The sequence below is a fragment of the Anaeromyxobacter dehalogenans 2CP-C genome (assembly GCF_000013385.1).
Lineage (GTDB): Bacteria > Myxococcota > Myxococcia > Myxococcales > Anaeromyxobacteraceae > Anaeromyxobacter > Anaeromyxobacter dehalogenans_B.
Map to the genome: position 1 here is coordinate 2,478,991 of NC_007760.1, position 19,565 is coordinate 2,498,555.

17 protein-coding genes are annotated in these 19,565 nt (G+C 77.6%); 8 read left to right on the plus strand and 9 right to left on the minus strand.

Translation table 11 applies throughout. The features are described 5' to 3' along the window. The first annotated feature begins 97 nt into the window (after positions 1-97). Positions 98-298, plus strand: coding sequence for a hypothetical protein (locus tag ADEH_RS11395; RefSeq protein ID WP_041453501.1), 201 nt, complete (start codon positions 98-100; stop codon positions 296-298). A 7-nt stretch (positions 299-305) separates the two neighbouring features. Here ADEH_RS11395 and ADEH_RS11400 read toward each other — a convergent pair whose 3' ends face one another. The 7 genes from ADEH_RS11400 to ADEH_RS11430 all read right to left on the minus strand — a co-directional run bounded on the left by ADEH_RS11400 (position 306) and on the right by ADEH_RS11430 (position 10,052). Further along, positions 306-2,825, minus strand: coding sequence for an ATP-binding protein (locus ADEH_RS11400; RefSeq protein WP_232287482.1), 2,520 nt, complete (start codon positions 2,823-2,825; stop codon positions 306-308). A 190-nt stretch (positions 2,826-3,015) separates the two neighbouring features. Then, a complete protein-coding gene (trxA, locus tag ADEH_RS11405; protein ID WP_011421253.1) occupies positions 3,016-3,345 on the minus strand; it encodes a thioredoxin in 330 nt (109 codons plus the stop codon). 55 nt (positions 3,346-3,400) lie between these two features. Then, on the minus strand, positions 3,401-4,414 hold the full coding sequence (locus ADEH_RS11410) for a LysR family transcriptional regulator (RefSeq protein WP_011421254.1): 1,014 nt from the start codon (positions 4,412-4,414) through the stop codon (positions 3,401-3,403). A 16-nt stretch (positions 4,415-4,430) separates the two neighbouring features. Next, positions 4,431-5,366, minus strand: coding sequence for a DMT family transporter (locus ADEH_RS11415; protein WP_011421255.1), 936 nt, complete (start codon positions 5,364-5,366; stop codon positions 4,431-4,433). Between the two features lie 219 nt (positions 5,367-5,585). Next, positions 5,586-7,490 (minus strand): PKD domain-containing protein, encoded by a 1,905-nt coding sequence (locus ADEH_RS11420; RefSeq protein ID WP_011421256.1) that lies wholly within the window; start codon positions 7,488-7,490, stop codon positions 5,586-5,588. Between the two features lie 214 nt (positions 7,491-7,704). Continuing rightward, positions 7,705-8,565 carry a pirin family protein gene (locus ADEH_RS11425; protein WP_011421257.1) on the minus strand — a complete coding sequence of 287 codons (861 nt, stop codon included), beginning with the start codon at positions 8,563-8,565 and terminating at the stop codon, positions 7,705-7,707. Between the two features lie 107 nt (positions 8,566-8,672). Next, complete coding sequence (locus ADEH_RS11430; protein WP_011421258.1) at positions 8,673-10,052, minus strand: FAD-dependent oxidoreductase; 1,380 nt, start codon at positions 10,050-10,052, stop codon at positions 8,673-8,675. 136 nt (positions 10,053-10,188) lie between these two features. Between ADEH_RS11430 and senA the strand changes: the two genes are divergently transcribed. The 5 genes from senA to ADEH_RS11455 all read left to right on the plus strand — a co-directional run bounded on the left by senA (position 10,189) and on the right by ADEH_RS11455 (position 15,691). After that, positions 10,189-11,313, plus strand: coding sequence for a selenoneine synthase SenA (gene senA, locus ADEH_RS11435; protein WP_011421259.1), 1,125 nt, complete (start codon positions 10,189-10,191; stop codon positions 11,311-11,313). Further along, entirely contained in the window at positions 11,310-12,263 is a 954-nt protein-coding gene (senB, locus tag ADEH_RS11440; protein WP_011421260.1) for a selenoneine biosynthesis selenosugar synthase SenB, read from the plus strand. The genes senA and senB overlap by 4 nt, the downstream gene beginning before the upstream one ends. Positions 12,264-12,390: 127 nt before the next feature. Further along, positions 12,391-13,374 (plus strand): ABC transporter substrate-binding protein, encoded by a 984-nt coding sequence (locus tag ADEH_RS11445; RefSeq protein ID WP_011421261.1) that lies wholly within the window; start codon positions 12,391-12,393, stop codon positions 13,372-13,374. Further along, complete coding sequence (locus ADEH_RS11450; RefSeq protein ID WP_011421262.1) at positions 13,368-15,269, plus strand: hybrid sensor histidine kinase/response regulator; 1,902 nt, start codon at positions 13,368-13,370, stop codon at positions 15,267-15,269. Before ADEH_RS11445 ends, ADEH_RS11450 begins: the two co-directional genes overlap by 7 nt. A 38-nt stretch (positions 15,270-15,307) precedes the next feature. Continuing rightward, positions 15,308-15,691, plus strand: a complete 384-nt coding sequence (locus ADEH_RS11455; protein ID WP_011421263.1) for a tautomerase family protein — start codon at positions 15,308-15,310, stop codon at positions 15,689-15,691. Positions 15,692-15,706: 15 nt separating this feature from the next. Here ADEH_RS11455 and ADEH_RS11460 read toward each other — a convergent pair whose 3' ends face one another. Further along, positions 15,707-16,597: a LysR substrate-binding domain-containing protein gene (locus ADEH_RS11460; RefSeq protein WP_011421264.1), complete on the minus strand. Its 891-nt coding sequence runs from the start codon at positions 16,595-16,597 to the stop codon at positions 15,707-15,709. A gap of 82 nt (positions 16,598-16,679) precedes the next feature. Between ADEH_RS11460 and ADEH_RS11465 the strand changes: the two genes are divergently transcribed. Continuing rightward, the gene (locus ADEH_RS11465) at positions 16,680-17,924 is read left to right on the plus strand and encodes an MFS transporter (protein WP_041453502.1); all 1,245 of its coding nucleotides are present in this window, start codon (positions 16,680-16,682) and stop codon (positions 17,922-17,924) included. A gap of 3 nt (positions 17,925-17,927) precedes the next feature. Here ADEH_RS11465 and ADEH_RS11470 read toward each other — a convergent pair whose 3' ends face one another. Continuing rightward, positions 17,928-18,830 (minus strand): LysR family transcriptional regulator, encoded by a 903-nt coding sequence (locus ADEH_RS11470; RefSeq protein WP_011421266.1) that lies wholly within the window; start codon positions 18,828-18,830, stop codon positions 17,928-17,930. A 76-nt stretch (positions 18,831-18,906) separates the two neighbouring features. Between ADEH_RS11470 and ADEH_RS11475 the strand changes: the two genes are divergently transcribed. Continuing rightward, on the plus strand, positions 18,907-19,536 hold the full coding sequence (locus ADEH_RS11475; RefSeq protein ID WP_011421267.1) for a nitroreductase family protein: 630 nt from the start codon (positions 18,907-18,909) through the stop codon (positions 19,534-19,536). Positions 19,537-19,565: the final 29 nt, after the last annotated feature.

The window sequence follows — 19,565 nt, forward strand, 5'->3', positions numbered from 1 at the left end:
CCGGCCCTGCGGGTCGGGCGCTCGCGCGACTTTCCCGGCGCGGGCCGGCGGGCGACGCTGGGCACGGTCGCAGCGTCGGGCGACCCGGGGGGACGCGATGATCCACTTCTACGAAGAGGCGGCGGGCGGCGCGGCGTGCCGGGCGGAGAACGGCCGGTTCTGGACCATCGTCCCCGTCACCGTCTCCTGCCCCGCCTGCCAGGCGGTGCTGGCCGAGCGCGAGGCGGAGCGCCGGGCGCAGCGGGCCCCGCCGCCCCCGTGCGCGCCGGCGCTGCTCGGCCGGCTGCGCTCCGCCTGACGGCGTCTCACGGATCGGCCGTCCCGTCGCCCGGCGCCGCGCGGCAGCCCGCCTCGAGGACCCGCGCGAGCGTGGCGGGATCGAGGGGCTTCTCCACCCGGGCGTTCGGGACCCGCTCCAGGAACTCGCGCGCGCGCGCGGTGAAGGCGCCGCCGGTCATGAACACGATGCGCGCCGCCTGGCCGGGGTCGAGCTCCTGGACCGACGCGTGGACGTCCATCCCGGCCAGCTCCGGCATCATCAGGTCGCAGAGGATGACGTCCCAGCGCTCGCCCGAGTGGAGCCGCCGCAGCGCCTGCGCCGGGTCGGTGCTCACGTCCACCGTGCAGTCGCGCGACAGCGTCCGGCCGATGGCGCGCGCCACCAGCGGATCGTCGTCGAGCACCAGCACCCGCCGCCGCGGCGGCACGGCCGGCCTCGCGGACGCCTCGTCGGGACCGGCCGCGGCGCCGGCCGGCGCCGGCGGGAGCAGCACCCGGAACCGGCTCCCCCGCCCGACCTCCGTCTCGACGTGGATCTCGCCGCCCAGCGCCTTCACGATGCCGTGGCAGATCGACAGGCCCAGCCCCGTCCCCTCCCCCACGCCCTTGGTGGTGAAGAACGGGTCGAAGATCCGGGGCAGCACGTCGGGCGCGATGCCGGTGCCGGTGTCGGCCACCGCCACCTCGACGCGCCCGTCCGCGGCGAGCGCGGTGGAGACCTCGATCCGGTTCGCGCCCGGGTCGCCCTCGGGGATGGCGTGGGCGGCGTTCACGATCAGGTTGAGCATCACCTGGCCGATCCGCGCCTCGCTCGCCAGGACCCGCGGGACCGGCCCGAACCGCACGATCACCTGCGCGCGCCCGGCGGTGAGCGTGCCCGTCATCTTGAGGCAGCCCTCGACGACGCGCACCACGTCCACCGGCTCGAGCCGGTCGTCCTCGGCGCGCGAGAACGCCTTCAGGTCGCGCACGATGTGGCGGACGCGGTCGGCGCCGGCCAGCGCCTCGCGCAGCGCCTGGAGCGCCTCGACCAGCGGCGCCTCCCGCCGCGCGTCCACCGACCGCAGCCGCTCCAGCGCGAAGGCCACGTTGCCGTACACGTAGGTGAGCGGGTTGTTCACCTCGTGGGCCACGCCGGCCGCCATCGTCCCCAGCGACGCCATGCGCTCGGCGACCTGCACCCGCGCCTGCATCTCCCGCCGCTCGGTGACGTCGCGGGTGACGCCGATGGCGCCGAGCACCTGCCCGCCGGCGCTCCACAGCAGGCTGAAGCGCGACTCCGCCTGGACCCGCCGCCCGTCCTTCGCCACCACCTCGTGCTCGATGAGAGCGTCGGCGAACGGCTGCGCGTGCGGCGCCACCGCGCCGAGCCGCGCGAGCGCCGAGCGGATCCGCTCGATCGACGGCGGCGAGAGGAGCCGCGGCCAGCGGACGCGGCAGGCCTCCTCCGGCGTCCACCCGGCCAGCCGCTGCACCGCCGGGCTCACGTAGGTGAGGCGGCGCGCGGCGTCCACCATCCAGATCACGTCGGTGGCGCTCTCGGCCAGCAGCCGGAACCGGGTCTCCTGCTCGGCGAGGTCCTGCACCGCCGCCTGGTGCCGGCGCCAGGCGCGCAGCGTCAGCCAGGCCGCGGCGGCGGTGAGCAGGCCGAAGGCGGCCAGCACGGTCGTGGCGAGCAGCGTGGAGCGGCGCCAGGCGGCGAGGTAGTCGTCGAACGCGAGCCCCACGATCACGAGGTGCCCGGTGCGCGGCATCCGCCGGAACGTGAAGGTGCGCTCGATGCCGTCCACCGCCACGCCGGAGTAGGTCGCGGACCGGTGGCCGTCGCGGAGCAGCGCCTGCAGCTCGGGGGAGACGGTGCGGTCGCCGAGCGCGATGGACGCGCCGGAGCTCTGCCGGCGCACGACGACGCCGAGGTCGGGGTCGCGCAGCACGATGACGCCCCGCGCGCCCACGTCGTAGCCGTCGAACGCGCGGGCGAGGTCCTCCAGCAGCACGCTCGCGACCGCCACGCCGGCGAAGGTCCCGTCGGCGTGCCGGAGCGCGCGCGCCAGGACCAGCTGCGGCCGGTCGGTGAGCCGGCCGACGATGGGCCTCGAGACGACCACGCCGAGGCCGGGCTCGGCCCGCAGCCGCCGGAAGTAGTCGCGGTCGGAGACGTCGGTCACGATGCCCGGGGGCGTGTCGCGGCCGTGCGCCAGCACGCCGTCCGCGTCGAACGTGTCGAGCGCGTGGAGCTGCGGGATGCGGCCGCGCTGGCGGGCCAGGAAGTCGTCGAACGCGGGCCCGTCCACCCGGCCCCCGGCCGACTCGCGCTCGTACTCGTCCGCCACGGTGAGCAGCGTCAGCCCGACCTTCTCGAAGACGCCGTCGAGGTACTGCTCCAGCGCGGCGGCGAGGTTCTGCGTGGCCGCGGTGGCGCGCTCGCGGTTGTGCAGGCGGCTCGCCTCCACGGACGAGCCGACCAGCAGGACGGCCAGCAGGTCGATGATCGCGACCGCCACCACCAGCGCCCCGGCTGCCCGGGACGATGACCAGGCCGGCACCGGGGACCGTCTTTCTCCGTCGCTCACGCGCGCGCTCCGGGGGACCGGGGCCACGAGCCGACGGTCGAGCGGCGAGAGTACCCTCCGGACCGCGCGCTCGGAAGCGCCGGCCGGCTCCGGCGCGCCGCGGGCCGCCCCCGCGCTCACGGGACGGCCGGGCAGGTGCTCCCTCCTCCCACCCGGCGACGCGCTACCCGGGGAGGAGCTCGCGGACCGCGTCCTCCAGGCGCGCCCGCGGCACCGCGCCGACGAGCTGCCGGGCCACCTTGCCGCCCATGAAGAAGAGCAGCGTCGGCATCGAGCGGATCCCGTACCGCTCGGCGGTGGCCGGGTGCCGCTCCACGTCGAGCGCGGCGACCTTCACGCGGCCGCGGTAGCCGCTCGCCAGCGCCTCCAGCGTGGGCGCGAGCGCCTTGCAGGGCGCGCACCACGCGGCGGTGAACTCCACCAGCACCGGCTCCGGCGCGGCCAGCACCTCGCGCTCGAACTCCGCGTCGCCGATCTCCATCACCGCCGCCATGGCCGCCTCCGCCGCGCCGCCGGGCGGAGTGCCCGGCCGCCGCGCGGGACCGGATCTACCCGCGCCGGCGCGCCGGGGCGACCGCCCGCGCCGGAACGCTGCGTTCCACGGCGGCCCCCGGACCCTCGGCCGGCGCGCGCCCCGGCGGATCCCAGGGCAGCGCCGCGGCGCCGCCCGACACCAGCTCGAGGAAGGCGCGGACCTTGGGCGCGAGGTGCCGGCCGCTCGGGTACACCGCGTGGACCGGCATGCCGGGCGGCGTCTCCGCCTCGAGCACGGCCACGAGCCGCCCGGACCGGACGTCCTCCGCGACGAGCGCCGCGGGCAGGCGCACCACGCCCAGCCCGGCGCGGGCGGCGAGCTGCCCCGCGCGCACGCTGGGCACGCGCAGGCGGCCGGCGGGGCGCACGGTCCGCGCCGTCGCGCCCGCGCCGAAGAACCACACCTCGTCGGTGCCCGCCTCGGCGAGCAGGATGCAATCATGCGCGCCCGCGTCCCCCTCGCCGCGCAGCGCGTCCGCGGTCGCGGGCGTGCCGCGGCGGGCCAGGTAGGCGGGGCTGGCGTAGCAGCCGGTGCGCAGCGTCCCGAGGCGCCGCGCCACCAGCGAGGAGTCGGCGAGCGGGCCGGTGCGCAGCGCGAGGTCGTGCTCCTCCGCGAGCAGGTCCACGTGCGGCGGCGCGAGCGCGACCTCGACGCTCAGGCGCGGGTGGCGGAGCAGCAGCTCGGCCACCGCCGGCGCGAGCAGCTCGCCGAGCAGGGCCGGGGTGGCGATGCGCAGCGTGCCCTGCGGCGCGCCGCGCGCCTCGGCGGTCTCGCGGTCCAGCGCGCGGGCCTCGGCCACCAGGCGGGCGGCGCGGGCGTGGTACGCGCGGCCCGCCTCGGTGAGCCGCAGGCGGCGCGCGTTCCGCTCCAGCAGCCGCACGCCGAGCCGCTCCTCGAGCGCGGCGAGCCGGCGGCTCACGGTGGACTTGCGCAGGCCGAGGCGCGCCGCGGCCGCCGTGAGGCCGCCGGTGGCCACCACCTCGACGAGCAGCCGGAGGTCGTCCAGGCTCGCGTCCGCTGCGATCATGGCGCGCGGCGCAAGCTCACCCCGCCCGCTCGGCGGCGGCCGGCGCCACCGCGCCCGGGGCGGCCGGGGCCGAGGCGGGGGCCGGGGTCCTGGCGCGGCCGGCGGCGCCGGACGTCGCCAGCCAGGAGCCGCCGAGGATCAGCGCGAACCCCACCGCGGTGCCGACGGTGAACGGCTCACCGAGCAGCGTCACGCCGGCCGCCACCGCCACCGCCGGGTTCACGTACGCCACCACGGTGGCGCGCACCGGGCCGACCTCGGCGATGAGCTGGAAGAACAGCGTGAACGCGAGCGCGGTGCAGAGGACGCCGAGGCCCGCCACCGCGCCGAGCGCCTCGGCGGGCGGCAGGGCGGCGGGGAGCTGCGCGATCCCGAACGGCGCGTAGGCGAGGGCGCACATCGCGAGCGACACGGCCACCACGTCGAGGGCGGGGAGGTCGGAGAGGCGGCGCGCCACGATCCGGGGCGCGAGCGCGTAGCCGATCACGACCACCGCGAGCTCCGCCACCGCGCGCGCGTCGCCGCGGCCGAGGTCGAGCCCGAGCAGCGCCACCACGCCCGCGAGCCCGACGGCGAGGCCGGACATGCGGCGCGCGCCCAGCGGCTCGTGGCCGGCGCTCAGGCGCGAGGCGAGCGCGCCGACCAGCGGCGTGGCGGCGATGACGAGCCCCGCGAGCGAGCTCGTGACGTGGCGCTCGGCGTCGGCGAGCAGGAGCCAGGGGACCGCCATCTCGCCGAACGTGAACAGCGCGATGGGGCGCCAGCGCGCCAGCACCGGCCGCAGGTTGCCGCGGACCAGCACGAACGGGAGCAGCAGCACCGCCCCGGTGGCGGTCCGGAGGAACACGAGGCTGGCGGGCGTGAGATCGCGCACCGCGACCTTGATGAGCAGGTACGGGATGCCCCACAGCACGCACAGCGCGACGAACAGGATCCAGCCTCGGCGGGTCACCCGGGTCTCCTTGGCGCCGCACTGGTCCGGCGCGAGGACGCACGAATAGTCGGCGCGGCCCGCGGGGGCAAGCGCGCCGCCGCGCGCATCCGCGCGCCGGGGACGGGCGTTCTCGCGCCCCCCGGGCAGCCGCGGCCGGGTGCCGGGGCGGCGCTGGCGCTCGCCACCCCGGCGGCCTCTCGCCCGCCTCCGGGGCGGATCCGGGAGCCGTGGTGACGGTCAGTAGACGATCACCGCGTCCGGCGCGAGCAGGCCCGAGGTCGCGTCCACCTGCACCAGCGCGATGCGCCGGGTCGCGTCGGCGGAGAAGAACGCGAAGCGGCCGTGCGAGACGAAGCCCTTGCCGCCCACGCCGACGCGGGTCAGCGGGATCACCTCCTGGAGCGCCAGGTAGTCCTGGCCGAACAGCCGGAGCTCGGTGTCGGCGGCAGGGTTCGCCGGCCAGGACGGCAGGCCCGGCACGACCAGGATCTGCCCGGCGGCGAGCGAGTGGTCGGCCCACTTCACCTGCCCGGTGCCCTCCAGCGCGCCGGCGTAGGTCATGTCCGAGCCGGCGGTGGAGCCCTGCGTCGTGTTCGAGTGGAAGGTGTTGCCACAGGCGGTCACGATGCGCAGCCCGTCCTCGGTGATCCAGAGATCGCCGCACATCGCGTAGTCGCCGTGGTACGGCGAGTCGTACAGGAACGACGCCGCCCCGCCGGAGATCGAGAACTTCCGGATGTCGGCGGGCGACACGAAGTTGTCGGCGCCGTAGAGCGCCGCGCCGCCCGGGTGCAGCTTCGCCTTCGTGCCGTCGAACGGGCTCCACCCGGTGCTCGGCGTGTCCACGCCGGTCGAGATCCGGATGCCGTGGATCTGGTCCCACGCCGTCGGGAACACGTAGATCCAGCCGTTGCCCGCCAGCACCACGTCGGACGGGACCACGCTGGTGGCGAAGGTGCCGACCACCGCCGGCGGCGCGTCCAGCTTCACGTAGGAGACCGCGGCGTCGTGGCCGACCGCGGCGTAGTGCCCGTCCGGCGACACGCTGACGGCGAGCGCCGCCTTCGGGAGCGTCACCGTCACCTCCGCGCCGGCGACGGGATCCGCCACGTAGAGCCGCGAGCCCCCCACCGCCACGATCCGGTCGAGCGCGCGCGAGTACTCCGCGTCGGCGACGGCGTGGCCCAGCATCCACACCTTCTGGTGCACGGTGACCTGCACCGTGTCCGCCGCCGCGCTCGCGAGCTGGCCGTCGTGGACGGCCAGCGAGAACGCGTACACGCCCTCGAGGTCGTAGGTGACGGAGGGCGCGCACGCGCCCGGATCCGAGAGCGCGGCGGCGCTGCCGGCCGGCTTCGCCGTGAGCGCCCAGGCGCAGGTGATCGGGTCCTGGTCCGGATCGGTCGAGGCGGCGGCGCTGAGCGGGAGCGTCGCGCCGGCGTTGGACTCGAGATCCGGCCCCGCGTCCGCGATCGGGGCGTGGTTGCGGACGGTGACGGTCACGTCGTCCTCCGCGGAGAGCACGCCGTCGCTCACGGTGAGGCGGACCACGTAGGCGCCGTAGACGTCCGGCGTGAAGGACGCCTGGGCGAGCGCCGCGCCGGTGAGCGCCGCGGCGCTGCCGTCCGGGCGGGCCACCAGCGTCCACGCGTGGGTGATCGCGTCCCCGTCCGGATCCGAGCTGGCGCGGCCGTCGAGCGCGACCGCGATCCCCCGGCTCCCCTCCCGGTCGGCGCCGGCCGCGGCGACGGGCGCCAGGTTCTGGCTGGTGATGACCACGTCGTCGGACACCGGCGCGTTCAGCCCGTCGGACACCTGCAGGCGCACCACGTAGGCGCCCGGCAGGTCGGCGACGAAGGACGCCCGCTCGGAGGCGGCGAGCTGGATGACGGCCGCGCTGCCCGCGGGGCGAGAGACGAACGTCCACCCGTAGCTGAGCGGGAAGCCCTCCGGATCGCGGCTGGCCGAGCCGTCGAGCTGGACCAGCGCGCCCTTCGCGACGGCGCGGTCGAAGCCGGCCTGCGCGATGGGCGGGGCGTTGCCCGGGATCACCGGGACGGCGGGCCCGTCGCTCCCGCCGCTGCAGGCGAGCAGGGTGCAGAGCGCGAGGGCCGCGGGGACGCGGCGGCGAGCGGAGCGCATGAGGGTCCTCCGGGAGCGCGGAGCCGGCGCGCCGTCATGGCGCCTGCGGTCCGCCCCGATCACGGAGCGTGCATGCTACGCGAACGCCCCCTTCGACCCTGCGCAAAAGCGCGGAGGCCGCGCCGGCGGATGGGCGCGCGCCGCACAGCGGCGGGCGCCTTCGCACACCGCACCACCGCGGCCGCGCCGGGCCGGCGGGCCGCGGCAGGCGGGCTCACGGCTTGATGAACGTCCCCGCGCGCAGCTCGTGCAGGGCCTGCTCGATCTCCTCCTCGGTGTTCATCACGAACGGCCCGTAGCGCGCGTACGGCTCGTTCAGCGGCTGCGCCGAGAGCAGCAGGAAGCGCGCCGGCGCGGCGCCGGCGTGCACCCGGACCACCTCGCCGTCGCGGAGGACGGCGAGCCGCGGGGCCCCGACCGCCTGCGCGGCGCGTCCGGCCTGCGCGCCGCCCACGGTCACCTCGCCCTCGAACACGTACAGGAGCGCCGTGTGGCCGCGCGGCACCGGCTGCTCGAACGTCTTCCCCGCGGGCAGCGCGACGTCGAGGTAGGTCGGGCCGGCGAAGATGTCCTTCACCGCGCCGGCCACCCCGTCCACCTCCCCGGCGACCACGCGCACGCGCGCGCCGCCGGGCCGGGCCACCTCGGGGATGCGCGCCGCCGGCACGTCCTGGTAGCGCGGCCGCGTCATCTTCAGCTTCGCGGGCAGGTTCACCCAGATCTGGAAGCCGTCGAGCCGGCGCGGGCCGACCTTGGGCATCTCCTCGTGCAGGATGCCGCTCCCGGCGGTCATCCACTGCACGTCGCCCGCGCCGATCACGCCCGAGTTCCCGATGCTGTCCCGGTGCGCCACGCTGCCGTCGAGCATGTAGGTGATGGTCTCGATGCCGCGGTGCGGGTGCATGGGGAAGCCGGCGATGTAGTCGTTCGCGTTCTCGGAGCCGAAGTGGTCGAACAGGAAGAACGGATCCAGGTGGTCGAGCGTCCGGGTGGCGATGCTGCGCTTCAGCCGCACGCCCGCGCCGTCGCTGGCGGCGATGGGGGTGACGACGGTCTCGAGTCCGCGTTCGGTCATGGTGATCTCCTGCCCCGGGATGTGCCGGCGCGACCCGTCCGGCGCAATGTCCGGGGGCGCACCGGATCGTTGCGCGGCGCGGAACGCCCGCGGCCGGGGGGCTCCGGTCAGGGCCGGAGCGCGAAGCGCTCGAGCGTCATCACCGCCGACTGGAGCCCCTCGCAGAACGTCGGGTGGGCCACCTCCATGTCCACGAGCGCCCGCGCGCTCGCGCCCGCCTGCATCAGCGCGGCGAGGACGTGCACGAGCTCCCCTCCCTCCGCCCCCACCACCGCCGCGCCCAGGATCCGCTCGTCGCGCGGGTCCACCAGCACGCGCACGACCCCGTCCGGCTCGTCCACCTCGACGGCGCGCGCCACCGCCGAGTACGGCAGCGTGGCGAGCTCGAACGGGACGCCGCGCGCCCGCGCCTCCCGCTCGGTCAGCCCGACCACCCCGACCTGCGGATCGGTGAACACCACGTGCGGCACCAGCCGGTCGTCGCGCGTCCGCCGGCCGCGGCCGAGCAGGAGGTCGAACAGGATGCGGTGGTCGTCCCAGGCGCTGTGGGTGAACTGCGGGCCGCCGGCCGCGTCGCCCACCGCGTACACGCCCTCGGCGCTGGTGCGGTAGCGCGCGTCCACCTCGACGAACCCGCGCCGATCCAGCGCCACGCCGGCCGCGTCGCAGCCGAGGTCGTCGGTGTTCGGGCGCCGCCCGGTCGCGACGAGCAGGTGCGATCCCTCCACCACCCCGCCGCCGGCGAGCCGCACCCGCACGGCGCCCGCGCCGCCCTCGACCGCCTCGGCCGGCGCGCCCAGCGCGAGCCGGACGCCCTCGCGCCGGAACACCTCCTCCAGCGCCGCGCTCACCGCCTCGTCCTCGCGGGCGAGCAGGTGCGGCGAGGGGTCGATCACCGTCACGTCCGCGCCGAGCCGCCGGAACAGCTGCCCCAGCTCGCAGCCCACGTAGCCGCCCCCGAGGACCACCAGGTGCGCCGGGAGCGCGCGCAGCGCGAGCGCGCTCGAGCTGGTGAGGAACGGGACGCGGTCCAGCCCGGGGACGGGCGGCACCGCCGGGCGCGCGCCCACGTTCACGACCACGACCGGCGCCGCGAGCCGCTCGCCGCCGGCCTCCACCTCGCGGGGCCCCACGAAGCGCGCGGCGCCCTGCACCACCCGCAGCCGCGGGGCGGCGCCCTCCAGCCGGCGGCGCACGCCGTCGCGCCAGCGCGCCACCACCGCGTCCTTCCGGTCCATCACCGCCCCGAGGTCCACCGCCACCTCGCCGGCGCGGATCCCGAGCCGCCCGGCCGTCCGCGCCACGTGGGCCGCGCGCGCGCTCGCGAGGAGCGTCTTCGTGGGCGTGCAGCCGGCGTTCACGCAGGTGCCCCCCAGCGCGCCGCGCTCGACCAGCGCGACCCGCCGCCCCGCGGCCGCGAGCCGCGCCGCGAGCGGCACGCCCGCCTGGCCGGAGCCGAGGACCAGCACGTCGAGATCCGATGCCATGCGCCACCTCCCCGCCCGCGCCGGGCGGTCCGGCGTATGTGCCGCCGGCGGGGCGCGCGCGCCAGGCCGCTCCCAGGTGTCGCGCGCCCGCGAAGACGCCTCGCCCGGGCCGGGCCCTTCCGCTACATAGAGGCGGATGGACCGGATCCTCTCGTCCTGGGTGCGGGACGCGCGGGCGCGCACGCTCGGGCTGGCGGCGTCGCTGCCGGCGGACGGCCTGCTCGGCCCGCGGCTCGCGATCGTCAACCCGCCGCTCTGGGAGCTGGGGCACGTGGCCTGGTTCCAGGAGCGCTGGGTGCTGCGCCACGCCGCCGGCCGGCCGCCGCTCCGGGGCGGCGCCGACGCGCTCTACGACTCCATCGCCATCCCGCACGACGTCCGCTGGGACCTGCCGCTCCCCTCGCTGGAGGAGACCGTCGGGTACCTGCGCGAGGTCGAGGCCGGCGTGCTCGCGCTGCTCGAGCGCGGCGAGGCGGATCCCTACTTCGTGCGGCTCTCGGTGTTCCACGAGGACATGCACTGGGAGGCGATGGCGTTCTCGCGCCAGACGCTGGGCTGGCCGGCGCCGCCCGGGCTCCCGCCCCGCACGGCCGGCGAGGCGCGCGAGGGCGACGCCGCGCTGCCGGGCGGGACGTTCCGGCTCGGCGCCGCGCCCGGCGGCGGGTTCGTGTTCGACAACGAGAAGTGGGCGCACCCGGTGGAGCTGGCGCCGTTCCGGATCGCCCGCGCCCCGGTGACCGAGGCGCGGTTCGCCGAGTTCGTGGACGACGGCGGCTACCGCCGGCGCGCGCTGTGGAGCGAGGCCGGCTGGCGCTGGCGAGAGGCCGCCGGGGCCGAGCGCCCGGCGTACTGGGAGCGCGCGGCGAACGGGTGGCGGCGGCGGGAGTTCGACCGCCCCGTGCCGCTCGCGGCGGGCCGCCCGGTGGCGCACGTGTGCGCGCACGAGGCGGACGCGTTCTGCCGCTGGGCCGGGCGGCGCCTGCCGACCGAGGCGGAGTGGGAGGCGGCGGCCACCGCGGAGGGCGCCCCGCTCGGCGGCGCCGGCCGCGTGTGGGAGTGGACCGCGAGCGACTTCCTCCCCTACCCCGGCTTCGCCCCCGATCCCTACCGCGAGTACTCGCAGCCCTGGTTCGGCACGCACCGGGTGCTGCGCGGCGGCAGCTTCGCCACGCCGGCGCGCCTGCTGCGCCCCACCTTCCGCAACTTCTACACGCCCGACCGCCGCGATCCCTGGGCGGGGTTCCGGACCTGCGCGGCGTGAGGATCGTCATCGCCACGCCGGCCGCCCGCGGCTCGCACAAGGGCAACCGCGTCACCGCGCTGCGCTGGGCCGGCCACCTGCGCGCGCTCGGCCACCGCGTCGCGCTGGCCGACGCCTGGGACGGCGCGCCGTGCGACCTGCTCGTGGCGCTGCACGCGACGAAGAGCCACGCCTCGGTGCTCCGCTGGCGCGAGGTCCGCCCGGAGGCGCCGCTGGTGGTGGGGATGGCAGGGACCGACCTGTACCAGGACCTGCCCGCGTCGCCGGAGGCGCGCCGCTCGCTCGCGCTCGCCACCCGCGTCACGGTGCTGCAGGCGCGCGGGCTCGAGGCGCTGCCCCCCGAGATCCGCCCCCGGGCCCGGGTCATCGAGCAGTCGGCGCAGGCGGCCCCGCCCACGCCGCCGCCCCAGGGCGTGTTCCGCGCCTGCCTGCTCGCGCACGTGCGCGCGGTCAAGGACGCCTTCCTCGCCGCCGCGGCCGCGCGCCGCCTCCCCGCCGGCTCGCGCGTCCAGATCGCCCACCTCGGCGCCGCGCTCGACGCGGATGCCGCGCCCGCCGCGCGGGCCGAGATGGCGGCGAACCCGCGGTACCTCTGGATGGGCGAGCACCGCCGGCGCGAGGCGCTCTCGGTCCTCGCCGGGAGCCAGCTGCTCGTCATCACCTCGCGCCTGGAGGGCGGCTCGAACGCGCTCTCCGAGGCGGTCGCGGCCGGGGTCCCGGTGCTCTCGACCCGCATCGACGGGACCGTCGGGCTCCTCGGTCCCGACCACCCCGGCTACTTCCCGGTGGGCGACGATCGCGCCCTTGCCGGGCTCCTCCTCAGGGCGGAGCAGGAGCCCGCGTTCCTCGCCGGGCTGCGGCGCTCGACGGCGCGCGCGAGGCCGCTCGTCGAGCCCGCGCGCGAGCGGGAGGCCTGGCGCCGGCTCCTCGGCGAGCTGTTCCCCGCCTGACCTCCGGGTCGCGCCGCGCGGACGCGCCGGGGCCCCGGCGGCGGGATGCCATGGGCGGCGGATCACCGCTCCTCCGGACCTCCGACGTGGTACACAGGCCGGGGCGGGGACCCGAGAAGAGGAGCGCGTGCGCGTCACCTCGCTGATCGCTGCCTTGGCGCTGCTCGCGGCCTGCGGAGATCGCCGGCCGCCGCGGACCCGCCTGGTCCTCGCCTCGGTGCGGCAGCCCGCCACCGCGCTCCCCGCGCTCGCGGCCGCGAGCGGCTGCTTCGCGGCGGAGGGGCTGGACGTCGAGGAGCGGTCCTTCGACCTGGGGCGCGACGCGCTCGCGCTGCTCCGCTCGGGCGGCGCCGACGTGGCGGTCGCGTTCGAGACGCCGGTGCTGCAGGCTGCGCACGCGGACGGCCGGCTGCGCGCGCTGACGGCGCTGCACACCTCGACGCGCAACACGCGCCTGGTGGTGCGCGCGCCGAGCGGGATCCGCGGCTTCTCCGACCTGGCCGGCCGCCGGATCGGCCTGGCGCCGGGGACGAACGCCGACTTCTTCGCCGACCTGGCGCTCCGGCTGGGCGGCGTCCCGCGCGACCAGGTCACCCTCGTGCACGGCGCGCCGGCCGAGTCGATCGAGGCGCTCGCCGCGGGCACGCTCGACGCGGCCGTGCTCTCCGACCCGGCCGCGCAGGAGGCCGAGCGCCGCCTCGGGCCCGACGCGCAGGTGTTCCAGACCGACCTCTACGTCGAGATCTCGCTCCTCGTGACGCGCGACGACGTGCTGGCGGCGCGGCCCGCCGCGCTCCGGGCGATGCTGCGTGGCCTGGCCTGCGGCGAGCGGCGCGCCCGGGCCGATCGCGAGGAGGCGCGGGCGCGGATCCGCGACCGGTTCCCGGAGACCGGCGACGCCGCGCTCGCGGCGCAGCTGGAGCGGGTGCGCTGGGGGGTCGGGCTGGACAACGTGCTCGTGGACGTGCTGCGCCGCGAGCGCGACGCGCTCACCGCCGCGGGCGCGCTGCGCGGCGAGGTGCCCGACCTCCACCAGCTGCTGGCGCCGGCCCTGCTCGAGCAGGTCGCGCCCGAGTCCGTCATGCTGCTCCCCGGGGACGCGCGATGGTGACCGTCGGCCGGCGCCTGCTCGTGCCGACCACCCTCCTCGCCGCGGTGGCCTGCGCGGCGCTGGCGTACGCGGCGTGGTCGTCCGCGCAGCAGGCGCGCACCCTGGAGCGCGACGCGCGGGCGGTGCGGACCGCCATCTCCCTGGCGTTCGCGCTCGGCGACGCGACGCACGAGGAGGAGCGCTGGTTCCTGTCGCTGCCGCGCGCGCACGGCGGCGTGCAGGAGACCCGGCTCGACGAGGCCGGCGCGCGCATCGCCGGGCTGATGCGCGACCTCGAGGCGCTCCCGCTCCCGGCGCGCGTCGCCGACGTCTGGCGCGAGTACGTCGAGGTCCGGGCCGCGCAGGACGCGCTCGGCGACGACATCCGCCGGGTCGCGCCGCAGGGCGGCGCCGCGCTCGAGCGCGCCCTGGATCGCTGGCGGCTCATGTCGTTCCGCAGCGAGGCGCTGCTGAAGGACGTGTCCGGCTACTACCTGCGCTTCCTCGACCGGATCGTGGTCGAGCTGCAGGCGCGCCGGGCCCGCGCGCTCTGGATCTCGGCGGCCGCGGTGGTGGTGGGCCTGCTGGCGGCCGCGGCGCTCTCGCTGCTGGCGGCGCGCGCGGTGGTGCGGCCGCTCGAGGCCATCGCCCGCACCGCCGAGCGGATCGCCGAGACCAGCCTCCCCGCCGAGGTGGCCGGGGCGGAGCGGCCCGACGAGATCGGCACCCTCTCCCGCGCGTTCAACCGGATGACCGGGCGGCTGGTCAGCGCCAACGCCCGCCTCACCGAGATCGACCGGCGCAAGGACGAGTTCCTGGGGATGCTCTCGCACGAGCTCCGCAACCCGCTCGCGCCCATCCGCAGCGCGCTGCACCTGCTGTCGCACCCCGCGGCGCGCCCGGCGCAGACCCGCCGCGCCCTGGAGGTCATCGGCCGGCAGGTGGACCACCTGACCCGCATCGTGGACGACCTGCTCGACGTCACCCGCATCGCGCGCGGCAAGATCGAGCTGCGCCGGGAGCGCGTGGACCTCGCCGAGGTGGTCGCGCGCACGGCCGAGGACTACCGGGACCTGCTGGACGACCGCCGCATCGCGCTCGAGGTCGGGCTGCCCGGCGGGCCGCTCTGGGCGGACGCCGACCCCACCCGCGTGGCGCAGGTGATCGGCAACCTGCTCAGCAACGCGGGCAAGTTCACGCCGCCGGGCGGCCGCGTCACGGTGCGCGCGGACGCGCGCGGCGGGCGCGCGGTGATCCGGGTGATCGACACCGGCGTGGGCATGCCGCCCGAGCTGCTCGGGCGGATCTTCGAGCCGTTCGTGCAGGCGGATCGATCGCTGGCGCGGAGCGCCGGGGGGCTCGGCCTGGGGCTCTCGCTGGTGAAGGGGATCGTCGAGCTGCACGGCGGCGCGGTCGAGGCCCGCAGCGCCGGGCCCGGCGCCGGCAGCGAGCTGGTGCTCGAGCTGCCGCTGGCCGCCGGGGGCCCGGGGCAGCTGGCCGCGCCGTCGGCGGCGCCGGCCGGCGCGGCGGGGCCGCGGCGCGTGCTGATCGTGGACGACAACGTGGACGCGGCCGAGACGCTCGCCGAGCTGCTCCGCCACGCCGGGCACGCGGTCGCGGTGGCGCACGACGGCCCGGGCGCGCTGGCGGCGGCGCGCGCCGACCCGCCCGAGGTGGTGCTCTGCGACATCGGCCTGCCCGGCATGAGCGGGTACGACGTGGCGCGGGCGCTCCGGCGGGAGCGCGGGCCGGGCCTGCTGCTGGTGGCGGTGAGCGGCTACGCCCAGCCGGAGGACGTGGACGCCGCCCACGAGGCCGGCTTCGACCGGCACCTGGCGAAGCCGCCGCGGCCGGACGAGGTGGAGCGCGCCGTGGTGGCGCCGCCCGCCGGGACCCGCGCCGGCGCGGGCAACTGACGGCGCGCCGTGCTAGACACCTGGGCTCGGAGGAACCCATGCCGCTCGTCCGGATCGACACCACCCTGCGCCTCGGCCCCGAGCAGCGGCGCGCCGCCGGCGACGCCGTGCACCGCGCGCTCGTGGACACGTTCAAGGTCCCCCCCGACGACCGCTTCCAGGTGATCGCGGGCCACGGCGACGAGGGGCTGAGCATCGCCCCGAGCTACCTCGGCATCGACCACGGCAAGGACGTGGTGGTGGTGCAGATCACCGCCAACGCCGGGCGGACCGTGGACATGAAGCGCGCGCTCTTCCGGCGCGTCGCCGACGACCTGCACGCAGCGGTCGGCGTCCGCCGCGAGGACGTCATCGTCAGCCTGGTCGAGGTGGCGAAGGAGAACTGGTCGTTCGGGAACGGCGAGGCGCAGTACGCGACCTGACGCGGCGCCGCGGCGCTAGCCGCCGCGGCGGAGCACCTCGCGCACCACCGCCACGAAGCGCACCACCAGCGGCGACGGCTCGCCGGGGCGGCGCAGCGCGACCAGGCGCGTGCGCGCCCGCGGCGAGGCGATGGAGCGGTAGTCCACGCCGCTCCGGCGCAGGTCCTTCACCGACGCGGGCACCAGCGTCACGCCGAGCCCCGCCGCCACCAGCGCCATGGCGGTGGCGAGCTCGGGCGCGTCCTCGGCGACCCGGGGCTGGAAGCCGGCCTCGCGGCACAGCCCCAGCACGAAGTCGTACCAGCCCGGCCTCCGGTCGCGCGGGAACAGCACGAACGGCTCGCGCGCCAGCGCCGCCAGGCGCAGCGCGCGGCGCGCGGCGAGCGGGTGGCCCGCCGGCAGCGCCACCACCACCGGCTCCTCCAGCACGGTCTCGGCCACCAGCGTCTCGTCGCCGAACGGCGTGCGCGCCAGCCCGAGGTCGAGCTGCCCGGCCCGGAGCGCCGCCACCTGCGCGCCGGTGCTCATCACCGCCACGCCGAGCGCGACGTCGGGGTGGCGGGCCCGGAACGTCCGGAACACGCGCGGCATGAGGCCGTAGGTGGCGGACGCCACCACGCCGACCGAGAGCGCCCCGGTCTCGCCCCGCGCCGCGCGCCGGACGTCCTCCGACGCCTGCGCGGCGCGCTGCAGGATGGCCCGGGCGTGCCCGAGCAGCACCCTGCCCGGCTCGGTGAGCTCGACGCGCCGCCGGGCCCGCGCGAACAGCTCCACCCCGAGCTCGCGCTCGAGCTGGCGGATCTGCTGGCTGAGCGGCGGCTGCGCGATGCCGAGCCGCGCGGCGGCGCGGCCGAAGTGCAGCTCCTCCGCGACGGCCACGAAGTACCGCAGGTGCCGGAGCTCCATGGCATCGAGATCTAGGACGTCTCGACACGAGAGCAAAGATATATTGGACGTCTCGACCTTCCCTCCCGCATGTTCCCGGCCCATGCCCGAGGCCGCGCGCACCGTCCCCATCCCCCGCCTCGCCCCCGCCGACCCCGCCCCGGCCGCGCCGGTCGCCGAGGACGCACCGGAGGTGGCGCGGCCGGCGGCGGGGCTGTTCGCCATCGGGCTGGCCGGCTTCTGCGCGTTCGTGGGCTTCTACGCCACCCAGCCGCTGCTCCCCACGCTGGAGCGGGTGTTCGCGGTCTCCAAGGCCGGGGCGGCGCTCACCGTGAGCGCCCCGACCATCGCGGTCGCGCTGGCCTCGCCCTTCGCGGGCCGCGCCATCCGGCGCTGGGGGCACCGGCGCATCATCGTCGCCTCGCTGCTGTTCCTGCCCGTCCCCATGCTGCTGACGGCCGCCTCGCCCGGCGTCGCGATGCTGGTGGGCTGGCGCTTCGTGCAGGGGCTGGCGGTGCCGGGCATCTACGCGGTGGGCGTCGCCTTCCTGGCCGAGGAGTGGCCGCCGGCGGCGCTCGGCAGCGCCATGTCCGCGCTGGTGACGGGCAACGTGATCGGCGGCTACACCGGGCGGCTGCTCGCGGGGTTCGCCGCCGAGCGGTGGGGCTGGCGCGCCGCGTTCGTGGTGCTCGGCCTGGTCACGGCCGCCGCCGGGGTGGCCGCCGCGCGCCTCCTCCCGCGGGCGCGCCGGGCGCGCCCCGCCGGCCCGGCGCCGCGCGCGCGCCCCGGCGACCTGCTCCGCGCGCCGCGCCTGCTCGCGACGTTCGCGGTCGGCTTCAACGTGCTCTTCACGCAGGTGGCGGTGTTCACCTACGTGACCTTCCACCTCTCCGCGCCGCCGTACCGGCTCGGCACCGCCGCGCTGTCCTCGGTGTTCACCGTCTACCTGATCGGCGCCGTGGTGACCCCGTTCGCCGGGCGCTGGATCGACCGGGTCGGCTCGCGTCGCGCGGTCACGGTGGCGCTCGCGGTGGCGGCGGCCGGCGCGCTCGTGACGCTGGCGCCGTCGGTGGCGCTGGTGGTGGCGGGCCTGGCCGCGGTGTGCACCGCGGTGTTCGTGAGCCAGTCCGCCTCCACCGCGTTCCTGCGCACCGCCGCGCCGCCGCGGCTCCGGTCCTCCGCGTCCGGGCTGTACGTGTCGAGCTACTACCTCGGGGGCGCGGCCGGCGGCGTCGCGCCGGCGCTCGCCTGGCACGCGGGCGGCTGGGGCGCGTGCGTCGCCATGGTGGTGGCCGTCCAGCTCGGGACCGTGGCGCTCGCCCACCGCGCCTGGCGCCCGGCCGCCTGACGCTCAGCCCTGCGCCTCGCCCGCGCCGGGCTCGCCGAGCGCGGCCACGATCGCGTCGCGGAAGCGCGCCACCGCCACCGGCTCGTAGCGCCGGCTGGGCCAGACCACGCTCACCGGGCCGCCGCGCCGGACGTACTGCGGAAGCACCCGCTCGAGGGCGCCCGTGCGCAGGTGGGCGGCCACCATGCCGGTGGGCACCAGCGCGATCCCCGCGCCGGCCAGCAGCATGCCGCGCACGAACGCGAACTCGTCGGCGGCCGCGCGCCCGCGCACCGTCACCTGCTCCTCGCCGCGGCGGCCGGTGAGCCGCCACACCGCGGTCTCCCCGCCGGCGCGGTAGAGCAGGCAGTCGTGCCGGGCCAGATCGGCGAGGCGCCGCGGCCGCCCGCGAGCCTCGAGGTAGGACGGCGCCGCGAACAGCGCGAGGGCGCTGTCCGACAGCTTGCGCGCGAGCAGCGAGGAGTCGGCGAGGACGCCGGCGCGGATGGCGAGGTCGAACCCCTCCTTCACCAGGTCCACGTACCGCGCCGTCAGCGACACCTCGACCCTCACCTGCGGGTGCGCGCGCAGGAACGCGTCGGTCAGGCGCGCCAGGTCGGGGGCCAGGTCCACCGGCGCGGTGACCCGCACCGTCCCCCGCGGCTCCGCGCCGAGCGCGGCCGCCTCCTCGCTCGCCTCGCGGAGCCCGGCGAGCGCGTCGCGGGTCCGCTCGTAGTAGGCGCGGCCCGCGTCGGTGAGGCTGAGCCGGCGGGTGGTCCGCTGCAGCAGGCGGATCCCCAGCTCGCCCTCGAGCGCCGCCACCGCGCGGCTCACCGACGACTTGCGGAGCCCCAGCGACGCCGCCGCGGCGGTGAAGCTGCCCGCCTCCACCACCTGCGCGAACACCGCGATCCGGTTCAGGTCCATCGTTGCTCCTCGCGCATCGGTCTTTCCCTGCATCACTATCTAGTCCACTCTCCCGCAACGGCCTAGGCTGCGCAGCATGACCACCGTGACCGCCACCTCGACCGCCGCCGCGAACCCCCGCCACCCCGAGCACCCCATCGACGCGCCGTTCGTCGCCCGCTGGTCGCCGCGCGCGTTCACCGACGAGGCGATCCCGCGCGACACGCTGCTCGGCCTGCTGGAGGCCGCGCGCTGGGCGCCCTCCGCCATGAACGCGCAGCCCTGGCGCTTCGCCTGGGCGCGCCGCGGCACGCCCGCGTTCGAGCGGTTCCTGTCCGCGCTCGCGCCCGCGAACCAGGCCTGGGCGCGGAACGCCGCGGCGCTCGTGGCGGTCGCGTCGCGCGAGGCCATGGAGCTGCCCGGCCGCCCGGGTCCGGTGCCGAACGCGAGCCACGCCTTCGACGCGGGCGCGGCCTGGGCGCAGCTCGCGCTCCAGGCGCAGCGCTGGGGCTGGGCCACCCACGCCATGGGCGGCTTCGACGCGGCCCGCGCGCGCGAGGCGCTGGCGTTGCCCGAGGGCCTCGCCCTGCACGCGTTCGTGGCGATCGGCCGCCGCGGCGACGCTGCGGCGCTCCCCGAGGCGCTGCGCGCCCGCGAGCGCCCCAGCGACCGGCTCCCGCTGTCGGCGCTCGCGCTCGAGGGCGGGTTCCAGGGCGCGGGCGCGTGAACGGCCGCTGACCAGCGCCCTCGCGCGGC

Coding starts and splice junctions, on each gene's coding strand:
- ADEH_RS11455 (WP_011421263.1), top strand. CDS start 15,308: ATGCCGCTCGTCCGGATCGACACCACCCTGCGCCTCGGCCCCGAGCAG.
- ADEH_RS11430 (WP_011421258.1), bottom strand. CDS start 10,052: ATGGCATCGGATCTCGACGTGCTGGTCCTCGGCTCCGGCCAGGCGGGC.
- trxA (WP_011421253.1), bottom strand. CDS start 3,345: ATGGCGGCGGTGATGGAGATCGGCGACGCGGAGTTCGAGCGCGAGGTG.
- ADEH_RS11460 (WP_011421264.1), bottom strand. CDS start 16,597: ATGGAGCTCCGGCACCTGCGGTACTTCGTGGCCGTCGCGGAGGAGCTG.
- ADEH_RS11470 (WP_011421266.1), bottom strand. CDS start 18,830: ATGGACCTGAACCGGATCGCGGTGTTCGCGCAGGTGGTGGAGGCGGGC.
- ADEH_RS11475 (WP_011421267.1), top strand. CDS start 18,907: ATGACCACCGTGACCGCCACCTCGACCGCCGCCGCGAACCCCCGCCAC.
- ADEH_RS11395 (WP_041453501.1), top strand. CDS start 98: ATGATCCACTTCTACGAAGAGGCGGCGGGCGGCGCGGCGTGCCGGGCG.
- ADEH_RS11410 (WP_011421254.1), bottom strand. CDS start 4,414: ATGATCGCAGCGGACGCGAGCCTGGACGACCTCCGGCTGCTCGTCGAG.
- ADEH_RS11420 (WP_011421256.1), bottom strand. CDS start 7,490: ATGCGCTCCGCTCGCCGCCGCGTCCCCGCGGCCCTCGCGCTCTGCACC.
- senA (WP_011421259.1), top strand. CDS start 10,189: ATGGACCGGATCCTCTCGTCCTGGGTGCGGGACGCGCGGGCGCGCACG.
- ADEH_RS11450 (WP_011421262.1), top strand. CDS start 13,368: ATGGTGACCGTCGGCCGGCGCCTGCTCGTGCCGACCACCCTCCTCGCC.
- ADEH_RS11425 (WP_011421257.1), bottom strand. CDS start 8,565: ATGACCGAACGCGGACTCGAGACCGTCGTCACCCCCATCGCCGCCAGC.
- ADEH_RS11465 (WP_041453502.1), top strand. CDS start 16,680: ATGCCCGAGGCCGCGCGCACCGTCCCCATCCCCCGCCTCGCCCCCGCC.